General features: G+C 39.4%; 14 protein-coding genes. 12 read left to right on the plus strand and 2 right to left on the minus strand.

The window, feature by feature from the left end:
• Positions 1 to 153: 153 nt before the first annotated feature.
• Genes D3P08_RS00105 through D3P08_RS00120 form a run of 4 tightly spaced genes read left to right on the plus strand, consistent with a single transcriptional unit; the run spans position 154 to position 6806 of the window.
• The gene (locus D3P08_RS00105; protein ID WP_119597409.1) at positions 154 to 1683 is read left to right on the plus strand and encodes a type I restriction-modification system subunit M; all 1530 of its coding nucleotides are present in this window, start codon (positions 154 to 156) and stop codon (positions 1681 to 1683) included.
• A gap of 8 nt (positions 1684 to 1691) precedes the next feature.
• Positions 1692 to 2933, plus strand: a complete 1242-nt coding sequence (locus D3P08_RS00110; protein ID WP_119597410.1) for a restriction endonuclease subunit S — start codon at positions 1692 to 1694, stop codon at positions 2931 to 2933.
• A 42-nt stretch (positions 2934 to 2975) separates the two neighbouring features.
• Entirely contained in the window at positions 2976 to 6068 is a 3093-nt protein-coding gene (locus tag D3P08_RS00115; RefSeq protein WP_119597411.1) for a type I restriction endonuclease subunit R, read from the plus strand.
• 12 nt (positions 6069 to 6080) lie between these two features.
• Positions 6081 to 6806, plus strand: a complete 726-nt coding sequence (locus D3P08_RS00120; protein WP_119597412.1) for a M48 family metallopeptidase — start codon at positions 6081 to 6083, stop codon at positions 6804 to 6806.
• A gap of 113 nt (positions 6807 to 6919) precedes the next feature.
• On the opposite strand, the gene D3P08_RS00125 is transcribed toward D3P08_RS00120, so the two are convergent.
• Positions 6920 to 7249, minus strand: coding sequence for a toxin-antitoxin system TumE family protein (locus D3P08_RS00125; RefSeq protein ID WP_240647159.1), 330 nt, complete (start codon positions 7247 to 7249; stop codon positions 6920 to 6922).
• 218 nt (positions 7250 to 7467) lie between these two features.
• On the opposite strand from D3P08_RS00125, the gene D3P08_RS00130 reads away from it, so the two are divergent.
• The 8 genes from D3P08_RS00130 to D3P08_RS00165 all read left to right on the plus strand — a co-directional run bounded on the left by D3P08_RS00130 (position 7468) and on the right by D3P08_RS00165 (position 13417).
• Positions 7468 to 8151: a Fic family protein gene (locus tag D3P08_RS00130; RefSeq protein ID WP_119597413.1), complete on the plus strand. Its 684-nt coding sequence runs from the start codon at positions 7468 to 7470 to the stop codon at positions 8149 to 8151.
• A 127-nt stretch (positions 8152 to 8278) separates the two neighbouring features.
• Positions 8279 to 8452 (plus strand): hypothetical protein, encoded by a 174-nt coding sequence (locus D3P08_RS27145; RefSeq protein ID WP_162848305.1) that lies wholly within the window; start codon positions 8279 to 8281, stop codon positions 8450 to 8452.
• Between the two features lie 289 nt (positions 8453 to 8741).
• Positions 8742 to 9098, plus strand: a complete 357-nt coding sequence (locus D3P08_RS00140; protein ID WP_119597415.1) for a hypothetical protein — start codon at positions 8742 to 8744, stop codon at positions 9096 to 9098.
• Positions 9099 to 9424: 326 nt separating this feature from the next.
• Positions 9425 to 10210, plus strand: a complete 786-nt coding sequence (locus tag D3P08_RS00145; protein ID WP_119597416.1) for a ParA family protein — start codon at positions 9425 to 9427, stop codon at positions 10208 to 10210.
• Positions 10211 to 10363: 153 nt separating this feature from the next.
• A complete protein-coding gene (locus tag D3P08_RS00150) occupies positions 10364 to 10930 on the plus strand; it encodes a hypothetical protein (RefSeq protein WP_119597417.1) in 567 nt (188 codons plus the stop codon).
• 280 nt (positions 10931 to 11210) lie between these two features.
• Positions 11211 to 11564 carry a hypothetical protein gene (locus D3P08_RS00155; RefSeq protein ID WP_119597418.1) on the plus strand — a complete coding sequence of 118 codons (354 nt, stop codon included), beginning with the start codon at positions 11211 to 11213 and terminating at the stop codon, positions 11562 to 11564.
• Positions 11565 to 11643: 79 nt separating this feature from the next.
• Entirely contained in the window at positions 11644 to 12246 is a 603-nt protein-coding gene (locus D3P08_RS00160) for a hypothetical protein (protein WP_119597419.1), read from the plus strand.
• A gap of 16 nt (positions 12247 to 12262) precedes the next feature.
• Complete coding sequence (locus D3P08_RS00165; RefSeq protein ID WP_119597420.1) at positions 12263 to 13417, plus strand: hypothetical protein; 1155 nt, start codon at positions 12263 to 12265, stop codon at positions 13415 to 13417.
• A 34-nt stretch (positions 13418 to 13451) separates the two neighbouring features.
• Here the strand turns inward: D3P08_RS00165 and D3P08_RS00170 are convergent, their stop codons facing one another.
• Entirely contained in the window at positions 13452 to 14174 is a 723-nt protein-coding gene (locus tag D3P08_RS00170) for a hypothetical protein (protein WP_119597421.1), read from the minus strand.
• Positions 14175 to 14181: the final 7 nt, after the last annotated feature.

A 14181-nucleotide genomic window follows, 5' to 3' on the forward strand; every position in this document is an offset into this window, starting at 1 on the left:
TTTAGTGCCTTAAATCTCATTTACAACCATATGTAAAGGTTGGCCAATCCCGATAATTGTTAAAGGGTCAGAGATATTCGCTCTCCTCGCTATCATGTATAATAATGATATAGTTTCTGAAAATAAGAGAAATAGTTCATTGGGGGAATAAAGATGAGTGAGCAAGTTACTTCTCAGCAAATAAACTCAGTTTTATGGCAAGCGGCGGATACATTCCGAGGGAAAATTGATTCCAGTACATATAAGGACTACATCCTGACGATGTTGTTTATCAAGTATTTGAGTGATGCGTATAAAGAGCACGTAGAAGAATACACCAAACGTTATAATGGTGATCAGCAACGGATTCAACGTGCATTATCCAGGGAACGTTTCGTATTAGATGAGCTTTCTACTTTCGATTATTTATATAGCAAACGAACTGATCCTGAAATCGGTGAGATCATAAATAAAGCATTGGAACGTTTGGAGAACGAGAACACAGGGAAACTGCGTGGAGTATTCCGTAATATCGACTTTAACAGTGAAGCAACACTGGGTAAGGCAAAAGAAAGAAATGCGATGCTCCGTGCATTGTTGGAGGATTTCAACAAACTTACTTTGAAGCCATCCGTTGTAGGTAGCGAAGACGTTATTGGTGATGCCTATCAATTTATGATTGAACGCTTTGCATCGGATGCTGGTAAGAAGGGTGGAGAATTCTTTACACCTTCCATGGTTTCCGAACTTCTTGCCCGACTTGTAAAGCCGAAAGAAAACGACCGTATCTACGACCCAGCTTGTGGTTCAGGCTCCCTGCTTATTAAGGTAGCAAATCAAGTACCGAATAAGAAGGTGGCCATTTATGGACAGGAACGCAACGGGCAAACGCACTCCTTAGCTCTCATGAACATGTACCTGCACGGAATTGATGATGGAAAGATTGAATGGGGTGACACGTTATCGAATCCACTTCACTTGGAAGATGGCAAGTTGATGCGTTTTCAGGTAATAGTTGCCAATCCTCCCTTTTCTTTGGATAAATGGGCTATGGGGTTTGCAGGCGAAGGGAATACTGACGAGAAGTTCAAGATGGAAGCAAGTCTGGATCAGCACAGAAGATTCGAGTGGGGCGTACCGCCAGCATCCAAGGGTGATTATGCGTTTGTGCAACATATGCTTTATTCGTTAGCTGAGAATGGGCGTATGGCTACAATTCTTCCCCATGGGGTTTTATTCCGTGGATCGAGCGAAGAAAAGATTCGTCAACAAATTATCGAAATGAACCTTCTGGATGCAGTTATAGGATTACCAGAAGGGCTATTCTTCGGTACAAGTATCCCAGCCTGTATTATGGTCTTCAAGAAGAACCGTAATCGTAAAGATGTATTGTTTATTGATGCATCAAGTGAAGGTAATTATGAAAAAGGAAAGAATCAGAACAAATTGCGGGAAGAAGATCTTCAAAGAATTATGGAAGTGTATGAGAAATATGAATCCATCGATAAGTATTCGTATGTTGCCACAGTAAGTGAAATTAGAGAGAATGAGTTCAACCTGAACATTCCAAGGTATGTAGATACGATTGCAGAAGAAGTGAAGGTAGACATGGAACAAGTGAAAGAGAATATTGTGAGAATTAAGCAGGAGCTTCAAGAGGTTGAGTTGCAAATGGATAAATATCTAATAGAGTTGGGATTGTAGGTGAGATCGTGAACGATATATATATTAGTCCACCTGATAGCTACAAGAAAACAGCTATTGGAATGATACCTTCCGATTGGGGGATTCAAAAGTTCAAAGAAATCACAGATATATTAAAGTGTGGGATAGCAAGCACACCAACTTATGTGGACGAAGGAGTGCCCTTTCTTTCATCACAGAATGTTAAAGAAAATAAACTTGTTCTGGATAAGTTTAATTACGTGTCTCAGGAATTCCATGAAAAACTAACCAAAAAAGATAAACCTCAAAAGGGAGATATTCTCTATACAAGAGTTGGGGCAAGCTTTGGTAAAGCGGCAGTTGTTGATGTTGATTGGGAGTTTAGTGTGTATGTTAGTTTAACTCTAATAAGGATGAAGAAGAACTATGATAATATATTCTATTCTTATCTCCTTAATTCGGATAAATATGTTTCTATAGCTCGCCAGACTGTATTTCAAGGAGGAGGCGTTCAAAATTTGAATGTCAAAGTAGTTGAAGACTTTGACATGGTTGTTCCCCCTATCAAAGAACAACAAAAAATAGCCTCTATCCTATCCACCTGGGATAAAGCAATTGAGCTAAAAGAAAAGCTAATCGAACAGAAAAAAGAGCAGAAAAAAGGGTTAATGCAGTTGTTGATGACAGGGAAGGTCAGATTGTCTGGGTATGAGGGTGATTGGACTCACTACACGCTTGGAACGATTGTATCAAACAAGTCGGGGTCATTTGACTCAAGTAAAGAGCAGGAAGTAAGGAAGTGTGTTGAGTTGGAACACATAAACTCTGAAACTGCAACTATTAATGGATACATCGGATCAGATGAATCAAAAAGTATGAAAAATGTTTTCTATAAAGGCGATATCCTTTTTGGGAAATTAAGACCATACCTCCGAAAGTATTGGCAAGCTTCTTTTGATGGAGTATGTTCCTCTGAAATATGGGTATTAAAACCAGCAGATTCTAAAATACTATCTGTCAATTATTTAAGATACATTGTCCAAACGGAAATGTTTATAATGAACTGCAATAAAACCACGGGATCCAAAATGCCAAGAGCAGATTGGGGACATCTTTCTGATTTAACACTGCATATTCCTCCAATTGATGAACAAGAAAGCATTTCGAATTTGATGAATGTGATGGATAAAGAGATTGGTCTATTAATAACAGAAGTTAAAGCCTTAGAAGAACAAAAGAAGGGTCTTATGCAACTCTTATTGACAGGAAAAGTGCGGGTAAAGGTATAACCTTTGCCCTTTTTATCTAACTCCTACCTTGGAGGTGTGAATGTGGAACGACCAAATAGCTATGATGAGCGATATATAAGTCAACAGCCTGCACTTGAGGTTTTGCAAGGTTTGAAATATAAGATTCTTATTCCTGAACAAGCTGAGTTAATGCGTGGTGGTTCATATGAGGTTTTAGTTAAAACGGTATTGGAAGAACGATTAATAGAGTTCAATTCTTATGAATACAAAGGTGTTGCATATAAATTTAGTCAGAATAACATCAAGCAGGCTATTCGGGATTTGGATGAGCCATTAACAGACGGACTTGTTAAAACGAATGAGAAGATCTTCGAAACATTGATGTTGGGGCGAAGCTACACGGAGTTCTTACCCGATGGCTCTAAGAAGTCTTTCACGATTCAGTACATCGATTGGGACAACTTCGATAACAACGTTTTCCATGTGGTTGAGGAATTTGCTGTAGAGCGGATGGATGGGCGTGGTACGGTACGTCCTGATGTTGTGTTGTTCGTGAATGGGATCCCGTTTGCGGTTATTGAATGCAAGAAGGCATCCATCTCCATGGAGCAAGGGATTAGCCAAATGATCCGTAACCAGGGGAAGGACTATGCTCCTCAACTCTTTAAGTTTGTGCAAATCGTCATGTCAACGAACAAAAATGAGACGAAGTATGCAACTTGCAACACGCCAAAGAAGTTTTGGTCGGTATGGAAGGAAGAGAAAGAAGAATGGTTGCAAGCATTATTAGATGAAACCATCGAAGGACGCTTGCCAACTATGCAAGACATGAATATCATCTCGCTATTTCATCCTGAACGGTTGCTGGAACTTACTCATTTCTTTACCTTGTTTGATAAGGATGTTAAGAAGGTCACTCGCTATCAGCAATATTTTGCGATTAAGGAAATCATCAAGACGATCCAGGAATTTGATGAAAATGGGAATCGTCAATCTGGTGTCATATGGCATACTCAGGGCTCAGGAAAGAGCTTAACAATGGTGATGCTGGCAAAGTATATCCTTTCTGAGATGAATGAGCATAATCCGAAAGTGGTTGTTGTTACTGATCGTGTGGAATTGGATAAACAGATACATAAGACATTCAAGCACACCAGGTTAAAGGCAAGCAGGGCAACTAAAGGGTCACATCTGGTTGATCTTATAAAAGATAACAATGCGGATATCGTAACGACATTGGTTCACAAGTTCGATACGGCATCGACACAGTTAAAGCCTGTAGAGTCGAAGGATATCTTCATCTTGGTTGATGAATCTCATAGGACGCAGTATGGTGAACTTCACATCAAGATGAAAAAGGTTTTTCCAAATGCCTGTTATTTGGGTTTCACAGGCACGCCGCTCATGAAGAAAGAAAAGAGCACCATGATTAAGTTCGGCAAGTTAATTCATACATATACAATTGCAGACGGGGTTAGAGATAAGGCAATTGTTCCACTTCTATATGAAGGGAAAATGGTCGATCAAACTGTTAATCAGAAAGCAATCGACAACCGCCTTGAAATGATTACACGCAATCTAAATGACAAGCAAAAAGATGAAGTAATGAAAAAGTGGAGTCAATTCGAGCGAATTGCGTCCTCTAATCAGAGGATTAGTATGATTGCCTTCGATATTAATCAGCACTTTCTGGACAATTATAAAACACAAGGCAGTCAGTTTAAAGCTATGCTGGCGACAAATAGTAAGATCGAAGCAATTCGTTATTTAGAGGCGTTCGAAGAGCTTGGTGATCTTACCTGTGCAGTTGTCATCTCCCCTCCTGACCAACGTGAAGGACATGAGGTAGTTGATGAGGTATCAAGAGATAAGGTTTTAAATTTTTGGAATCGAATGATGAATCGTTATGGTGACGACGAATCCTATGAGGATGCGATAAAAGAGGATTTCATTGAAGGTGATGAGATTGAGCTGTTAATTGTCTGCGACAAACTTCTCACAGGTTTTGATGCTCCAAGGGCAACCGTTTTATATATTGATAAGCCAATGAAAGAGCACACGTTATTACAGGCAATCGCCAGAGTTAATAGATTATACGATGGTAAGGATTATGGTTTTATAATCGATTACAGAGGATTGCTGGATCGGCTCGATCAAGCATTGGAGATGTATTCGGGTGCAGGGCTTGAAAACTTCGATCCGAAAGATTTGAAGGGTGCTATATATGATGTAATAAGTGTAATTGGTTCATTGAGGCAGTACCACTCCGACTTACTTCAAATCTTCGCTCCAATCAAGAACAAACAGGATACTGAAGAATATGAAGTATGGTTGGAAGATGAGGAACGTAGGCAGGAGTTCTATGGAGTCCTCTCTAAATTTGGACAAAATCTTGGTATAGCTTTAGAGTCTGAAAAAATCTACAATGCATTGCCACCAGAGGAATTGAAAAGGTATAAGAAGGATTTGAAGTATTTCCAAGAGCTTCGTAGAGCAGTAAAGCTTAGGTACTCCGATACCATTGACCATAAAGAGTACGAAGCAAAAATGCAGAATCTAATGGACCATTACATCTCTGCTGAAGAGGTTATTCGTATCACTAATCCAGTAGATATTCTCAATCAAAAGGCATTTAATGAAGAACTGGAGCGATTAGAATCGAAACGGGCCAAAGCAGATGCAATTCGTACTCGTCTTACAAAAAGTATCAATACAAAATGGGATGAGAACCCTGCGTATTACAAGAAGTTCTCTGAACGAATAAAGGAAGCAATTGAGGCTTATAAACAACAACGCATTTCCGAGGCTGAATACTTGCAGAGAATGAATGACCTCAAAAGAGAATATCAGCAAGGGGAACCTGTTGAGGATTATCCTGATAGCATCAAGAAAAATGCTAATGCTCAGGCTTTCTATGGTGTGACGAAAGACATCATGAAAGAGCAAGTGATGAGTGAAGAATTATTAGCTGAGTTAGCATTGAAGATGGAAGACATCATTCGTGCTTATACCAAGGTGGATTGGCATGATAACATGGAAGTACACAATCGGATTGCACAGGAATTAGACGATCTTATTTTTGACTTTACGAAAGAGCATAGTGTTAGTCTGGGCTTCGATCAGGTCGACAAAATTATTGAGCAAATAAAGACAGTAGCATTACGTCGTTATTAAGGTAGTGACAACATGGAAAAACATCAGATTGTATATGCCAATCGAATAATTGAATTTTTCATTGAACGAAAAAACGTGAAAAATGTGAATCTCAACATCAAGCCTAACATGACGATTATGGTATCGGCTTCGGAGAAAGTCCCGCTTAATTTTATCTACGATTTTGTAAAGAGTAAGGGCGGCTGGATCTTGAAGAATGTAAAGAACTTCGAACGGGTTCAGTCCTATAAACAAAGTGAACGTGAATTTGTCAGCGGTGAGTCGTACAAGTATTTAGGTAAGCAGTACCGTTTGCGTGTGGAAACTGCTATTGAAGAAGAGCGGGTTAAGTATTACCGAGGCTTTATAATTCTCATCGTAAAAGACCCAAATGATCGTGCTCGAAAAGCCAAGTTGATGGATGAGTGGTACCGAGAGAAGGCGATCAAAACATTTGAAATGTCGTTAGATAAGCAGTATCCACTGGTGCAAAAATATGGGGTTAAAAAACCGAGAATTGATTTACGAATTATGAAGGCAAGGTGGGGGTCTGCACTAATTGATTCAAATACAATCCTTCTTAATTCAGAGTTGATAAAAGCCCCTAAACATTGCATTGATTATGTAATGTTACATGAATTGATTCACTTTCAATTTAACGATCATAAGGACAGCTTCTACAATATGCTTTTTTCTTTAATGCCCGATTGGGAAAAGAGAAAGGCAATGTTGGACGAAGAAATTGTTAGGGAACTGTAGGTGCTGAATGTAGAATTGATCAATATAATATTCATCTAAGCCGAGTTGATTTAGCTAAGCTGATTTCACTCGGCTTTTTTACTTTCAGGTCAATTACTCCGAATTATATCCCTCTAAACCCTGTATTCTTTGCTTTCTCCTATCATAAGGTGAAAGGTGACAATCCCCCTTACTATGGAGTATGGATCCCTGTGGTAAAAGTTCGGTGTTTTATCCTCATTGTCGTGATGAAACAGCAACCTTCCATCTTTCGAAACCCAATCATATGAATAGCCTTCATTGAGACGCTCGGTAACGTATAGTCTGGTATCGTCGATAAATACGATCGTTGCACGTTGGACACCCTCAGAACTCCGCAGTCCAGTGGTGTCTGTATCCTCCACTGCCTTAATAGCATGGGCAAATTCTTTTGTTAGATATTCAAGATCGGTCAACCTCTCCAATCCTATCTCTCTCCTTTGTCTGTTCGTTACATCATGTATATTACCATTCTGAGAAAAAAGCAAGTTCAATATTTGTAACGACATCCAATTTTTATTGACGAAATCGACTTGCTTGAGTATGTTCATGTAGAGTAGGTCTATAGAACGCTCTTAATCTGAGGGATGAGCATGGTGTAAAAGATACGAAATACCGTCCATTTTGCTGAAAGGGGATATAAATGATGCATCTTCCTAAAGATTATTTGGATGATCTCTTAGTTCGAATGACACATCATTCTTCTGCAATCGAGAATAACACCACCACGCTTAGCGAAACCATTGCCATCCTACTTCATCGCATGATTCCTGCCAGAGTAGCGGTACGTGAATTCTTCGAGATTGAGAATCATCGGATGGCTTTCAATTACATTATTGAGAATATCGATCAAGAGCTTTCGATAGCTATGGTCCGCGAAGTTCACTCCCTCTTAATGGATCGCCTTCATCATGAGAGAGGACGATTCAAATCGAAGGAAAATTTGATATTAGGGGCGAGCTTCCAAACGGCCTCTCCGACAGAAACGCCTACTCTCATGCATCAATGGCTCCAAAAGCTTAACGATCAGATTCAACAAGCGAAATCTCAATATGATATCATTGCTTCAGTCTGTTCCAGTCACATTGAATATGAGCGAATCCATCCATTTGCGGATGGAAATGGTCGAACTGGTCGATTGCTTATGATGCATCTATTGTTGCGAAATCATATTGTACCCTTTGTTATTCTAAAGGATCACAAGAAAGAGTATTTTCAATTTCTTGAATATCAAGAGGCAGAAGCATTTACGGAGTATGCCAAGGGAAATATTGATAAAGAACAACAACGGTACAACGCATTTTTTAATTCAGTTCCAGAGCAATAACCAAGAGAGATTGCGTGGGCAGACGTATGATAAATTTGAAACAATTGTGGTAGGTGGCAAATTAGGTCTCTGGTGTTGATTATCCACGTAAATAAGCGATTTGGATAATTATTGGGAGGGGAGGCTGATGGAAGACATGGAAGAGAATTTGACAGTGGAGAAATCTGACTTTGATGATGATTCTTCTGATGGAATATATGCGGTTCCAAGCCCAAAGTGCATGCCGCAATACAGTATACGCAGAATCGCACAGTATATGGTGGAAAACGGGATAGAGGGTCCGCTTAGGAAGATGAGTTGAAACAGTTCAGGATTGAGCCGAGAGGGTTCAAATGCAGACAAGTAAAAACAGTAGAGGAAGCTACTCATTGGTTGCCTATCCTCGGCAACCGATTTGAAGAATATGAAACTACACCGTTTCAGTTGTATCGAATCTTTCATGATCGATATGACGATGAATTCTTAATCATGGACGACAATAATAATTTCTCCCTTATCCATATCTGGCACAAAGGGAGGTACGTTGTCCTTGAGGAGACATGGAAGTAGGAAGGTCAGGATTGTGGGAAATAGGGACAGGAGGGATATGAATGGGAGTCAACTATTATAATCACCAGGAAACCGTTGCGAAAAATCTGATAGCAATTATGCGGAAGAAGGGTTACTCAAGACAAACGATTTCGAAATTAACAGATATTCCTCGATCAGCGATTGATTCATTGCTATTGAGAGGTGGCGAAAATATAAACGAGTCAGTTTATAACTCATATATTATACAGATCAATCAGACATTTGGTTTTGCGGAGGACTATTTCTTAAAGGAAACGCCCAAACCCAACTATTCACCTCCAGCTCCCCCTACAAAAACTGAAAGAAGTGCAAGGACTCAAGAACTCTTAAATGGTTTAGATATCATCCTTGATATCTATTCGATGTATAAAAAGTGAAGAATGGATATTCATCGTGAAAAGCTCTTTGCCGACAAGTTTCTCTGACCCTTGATCGGCTTTTTTGTTGCCAAATTTGCCGGAATTCATGTATAAAAACAGCACGGCATAAAACACGTTCATAACTTGTATGAGGAGGTATGAATAAGTTCATAACATGTTCATAACATTTATGAGATTGTATGAAACATATGCATAAGATGTATGAAATAATTTTATTTACTTTTGAAGTTCTTTTGTATTATAATATATAATTTTAATTTTTCCTTGACTTTTGTTCTATTATCAATATAAACTACCCTAAAACATAGGGTGGTGGAAGAGGAATGGCAATCACAATCAGCGTAAGTAGCACTATAGACGGCTCCTGCAAGACGACGGTTGCTTGTATGTTTGCACAATTACTAAGTTCAAGCTATAAAGTATTGGCAATAGACCTAAGTGGTCAATGTAACTTAACCGAGACGTTGATAAACAATCAAACATATCATACGGTGACGAGTACGATTTGGGATGCATTCATAACAGGCGATGTTGTTCCATATATCGTTCCCACCACTGAAAATCTTGATATTTTACCTGGCGACATGTGGATCGGTTCCATACCAGCCAGCCTCTATATTCAAGGCAATAAAGAAACAGAGATTGTTATCGCTTTAAGAGATCTGCTGAATCAAGCTAAGACAGATTATGATTTTGTCGTTGTAGATTCACCCAGTACGTCCGCTCCAGAATTATTTGACTTATCCTTATCTATCTCCGATTTCGCAATTATGACTTACTCTCCTAACAAACTCAGTCTCATCAATCAATGGATAAATAGAATTAATCATGTACAAACCACATTTAACCCTAATCTGCGAGTTGGGGGAATCCTGAGAACACGATTTAACAAAATTGAGGCTCTGCATGAGTATTATTACGAGGAGGTGCTAAGGGATTATCCTAAAATTTGCTGGAAAAGCGTTTTTCCTAACTCCCCTCGTTTCGCCTTTCTTGACCATGAAACTATTAGGAAAACAGAGATAAAATCTACTTTTGAACCCATATATGCTGAACTGATGCTTCGGCTCTTGAACTCGAAAAAAGGAAGTGAAATAAGGTTAAAGTAAATCGCAATCGTAAGCCTAAAAAAAAATAAAGTATGAGATGCAGACAACATTGATTGGTAGACATGAACTTGAATTATTGAGAAAAGCTAAGGAGCTATTGCTGAATCCTGACGAGAGTTGTAATTGTTCAGAGCGGAAGGGGAGAAGCACAAAATGGATGAAATTCAGCAATTAATTGATATTAATAACCGAGCTTCAGCTTTTGAATATCTCAAAAACGCCGACAAAAGAGCGATGCATCAGATTGCATATCGATTGATCTATAAGGGCGTTGAGGATGATGATTTTATCGCTAAAATTACATCCTGCCCTTTGACGGAGATAAAGGAACTCCGTAGCTATTTATCTTTTGAAGATGCGATGATCGAACTTGGATTGTCCGAGAAGAGTTTACGAAGATATATTAGGCGAGGACTTATTATGCATAACGGAAAAATCCCTCGCTATGCCGTTGGTATAATGAAAGACCCCGTATTTTGTTTTTTGATGCAATGGGAATACCAGGAAAATAAACTGAAAAACCAAATAGAAGAGGAACGTATTGAGGAAATCCGAGATGAGATATTGGAGTTGGAAGAGCAGTTTGAGGGCAAGTTTGAAGAGATGTTTGGGCATCTGACTGAAGGTGAGATCCTTTTACTGGACGATGGTGATGACATTAGGCATTGGAAAGATTTAATTGAGGAATTGCGAGAAGTAGATGATAAAAAGAGGGAATAGCCTAATATGCCGACTAAGGCAAACACGACTAATATACGAAAAATAGCACGTCTGACTGATAGATCGACCACAAAAGTATCCGCCGAGTTGAGTCGGATGAATAGGGATCTTTTAAGGCTTATCCACTTGAGACAGTGTGGATGCGGCAACTATACTGAAAAAGTATGTTCTATGCAACATTATAGTGTACCTCTCAACTAAAGACAGCTCGGGTTTGTTGCCCCGTCTCAACAATATGAAAAGAATGCTTCTCGCAAGCGAGAAGAGGCTCCTATGCCTTGTGCATGGAGCCTTTTTTTTCGTTCTTCCAAAAAACGTTATAATGCCGCTACAAAATATCTATAATGCAAACATCAACAAGATCAGGGGCTTCAAAAATCGGCAGAATGCTAAGCTCGAACTCTTTCCTTCGGAAAATCGTCTCGCTAAGCATCTGCACGCTTCCGTTGCGTTCGGCTTTGCCGACCGTTCGGCCTACGGCACTCACTACGAAACGGTCGCCGATTTTCTCGCCCCTATGGGGAAAAGCTGTTGCCCATTATCATGGGCAAGCGTTTCTTTCGAAACGCAAAAGCATGTTGCCCCATCTGCCGATGTGTCAAGCGGCTTTTTTAAGCCGCAAAAAGCATGTTGACGCATCTGTATGATGCGACAAGCGTCTCTCTTCGAGACGCAAATACAACAAATTAAATTACGAAGGGGGTGCTACATATATGGCAAGAAGGAGTAAGCCGCTCGTCACACAATTCTTCAACCGAGATCGGCTGGCATTTTCCGCAATGCACAGAGTCGGTCATGTCTCTTACGATCATCTCCTCTTATGTGGATTAGCGGATAGGCGTATTAAAAATCTCATACGAGACGGACATTTAGAAAAGGTGGTGTACAAAGAGAAAGGAAAGAATAAGGAGTGCTACAAGCTTACGAGGTTGGGGAGAGAAACAGCCGCTCGTCTGTGGGGAATAAGTCATGCTTATCACGCTCAATCAGCAATCCATGATTTAGCCTTGGCTGAAAAATATTTCGGCTTGTCGGAGGATTTAAGGGAAAGATGGAAAACGGAGACGCTAATTCGGAAAGAATTTGAAGAGCGGATTCACAATATGCGAGAAGAAGGTAAAGAAGTAGAGGCAAGGTTGTATGAAGATATGCTTAACAAGAACCTAATTTCGATGCCAGATGGCTTATATACCAATAGTGCGGGAATCGAAGTGGGGGTTGAAATCCTAACAAATTCATATGGAATTGAAGAGATAAGATCCAAAGAAATGTATGTCGGTATCTCAGGCTGTCAATACGAAACTATTAGAGTATAAAGGAGGGGATGGTATTATGGCTATTTCCATTGCAAATAAGCAAGCGGTTTGCGAAAAATATAGGAGTTACCTTGAAATCATTTATGCTTTTGGAAACAAAGTTATTTTGATGAAGCAATTGTACCAGTACGCAGAGCTGATGGGTGTAGCAAGAAGTTTCTCAAAGTTTTATAGCTCCATAATGGAGCTTGTTAACGCTGAAGTCCTAAGAAAAGAGTCGTTTTATGCTTTTGAAAAGAAAACCCAGCTTCAGATGCTCGTAATGCGGAAATACGGAATTCGTTTCCTGGAAGGGAAACCAGACAGCTATAGCGTTGCATCGGTCAAGAAAGCTTTGGGGAACGAACGGATTATGGTCAGCATTTTTAAGAACCAATACATTCTCAACAAAGTTGTTCCACGCCTTCAAAAAGAATCCAAGGCGATCAAGCCAGAAACAATCATAGAACTGTTGGATCGTGATCAAAGCTCATTCCTATACAACAAAAATCAAGGGCTATCCTTCTTACTGAGATTGCGAAATGAAGCAACGTTTCAGAAGTACCTGGATGAGACATCAGTCGAACAAGATATCGAGAAAATGCAGGGAATCAAGCAGAGAATAGAAGAAGGATTGAAGAAAGGATCGAAAACATCGGACGGGAAAGGACGAGGTAGGCTTCGTCTCTCTGAAGTGTCCTCTATTGATCGTGTTGAGAATGTTTATGAGAGAAATCGGGATTTAAGCAAGGAAGAGAAGATAGATAATTATACTCTCGACACAATGCTTGCCTTTAATGCGTATATCGCCCAGATCAGACTGGAGAAGGGTCACATTAAGATTACGGCATTGATTTTTGATATCCACAACAGGTCAAACATTTATAAAATAGCAACCCATATCGCATGTATGTATCATATGTTTACTCGTTATTTCAGGGACAAGATTGAGTTGATAGTCGGCATCGTTTCAATTGACGAGTTCGCATCAAGTCATTTAAAAATGCAATCGGAATCAGCGGCTATTGATTTTGTTTCAAAAGAGAAGAAGGGTACGAGACAGTCTTCTCTTTTAAAGAGCTGGATGATTGACGAAGCAATGCAATATCAGATCAAGGTCCACTTTGTAGACTATGACATCACGAATCAGTTCCTCGATGGTATCAAGCATGCGAATCTTATTAGACGCTAATTTAGAGGATGGTTATCATTCGATTGAAAAATGATTACCATCCATTACATAATTCCATGCGTGTCATAATATGAAAGCCACTAAAAAAATCAGCTGTGTTTCTTAAAGCTGTGGTCATTTCATTAAGAACATTCTCATCCTTCATATAAATGTCCTTTAGTTCCCCACTACCATTCTTTGTAGCGAAGATTACTTTCCCACCTACACTTTTCGTCAAGCGACCGAAATCTTTGTTCTTAATCTTTTTCATCGAATATTTAGCTTTGTCTTTGGATTGATCACGGGAGATAGGATATCGAAAATAATCGCTTTTATCGTCAAGTTCATAGATTGATTTCATGTAGCCACGGATTCTCCCTGTAATCAGCCAACTTGCTTTAGAGGCTTGCGTTCTCAGCCTCTCTTCATTCTCTTTTATTATCTTGCAGAAATATTCAAAAAGAAGCTTTAACGAGTGGCAGTTTTCAATATAAAGTGGCTTCCCTTTATCGTTAACCAAAAATTGGTGATTCCCACTGGCAGTCACATTCATATACGTAATACTCAGTTCTTCGTGTATGTGCATAATCAATGATTTTAAAAATAATTCAATTGAATGTCGATATAAATACAAAACGGGCATTTCCCCTTGTACAAGCATGCCCTCTTTAAAGTCGGAATTACATAAATGATCAGCCGCTTTTTTAAAGGCTTCGGCGGTAACGCCAAATCCTTTGTCGGCATGAGTATCAATACTGGACAACATGTATTTAAACATAGTCTAT

Source organism: Paenibacillus nanensis, assembly GCF_003583765.1.
Lineage (GTDB): Bacteria > Bacillota > Bacilli > Paenibacillales > Paenibacillaceae > Pristimantibacillus > Pristimantibacillus nanensis.

Excerpts from the sequence above, each read along its gene's own strand:
- D3P08_RS00105 (WP_119597409.1), top strand. The coding sequence starts at position 154 with ATGAGTGAGCAAGTTACTTCTCAGCAAATAAACTCAGTTTTATGGCAA.
- D3P08_RS00120 (WP_119597412.1), top strand. The coding sequence starts at position 6,081 with ATGGAAAAACATCAGATTGTATATGCCAATCGAATAATTGAATTTTTC.
- D3P08_RS00130 (WP_119597413.1), top strand. The coding sequence starts at position 7,468 with ATGATGCATCTTCCTAAAGATTATTTGGATGATCTCTTAGTTCGAATG.
- D3P08_RS27145 (WP_162848305.1), top strand. The coding sequence starts at position 8,279 with ATGGAAGACATGGAAGAGAATTTGACAGTGGAGAAATCTGACTTTGAT.
- D3P08_RS00140 (WP_119597415.1), top strand. The coding sequence starts at position 8,742 with ATGGGAGTCAACTATTATAATCACCAGGAAACCGTTGCGAAAAATCTG.
- D3P08_RS00145 (WP_119597416.1), top strand. The coding sequence starts at position 9,425 with ATGGCAATCACAATCAGCGTAAGTAGCACTATAGACGGCTCCTGCAAG.
- D3P08_RS00150 (WP_119597417.1), top strand. The coding sequence starts at position 10,364 with ATGGATGAAATTCAGCAATTAATTGATATTAATAACCGAGCTTCAGCT.
- D3P08_RS00160 (WP_119597419.1), top strand. The coding sequence starts at position 11,644 with ATGGCAAGAAGGAGTAAGCCGCTCGTCACACAATTCTTCAACCGAGAT.
- D3P08_RS00165 (WP_119597420.1), top strand. The coding sequence starts at position 12,263 with ATGGCTATTTCCATTGCAAATAAGCAAGCGGTTTGCGAAAAATATAGG.
- D3P08_RS00170 (WP_119597421.1), bottom strand. The coding sequence starts at position 14,174 with ATGTTTAAATACATGTTGTCCAGTATTGATACTCATGCCGACAAAGGA.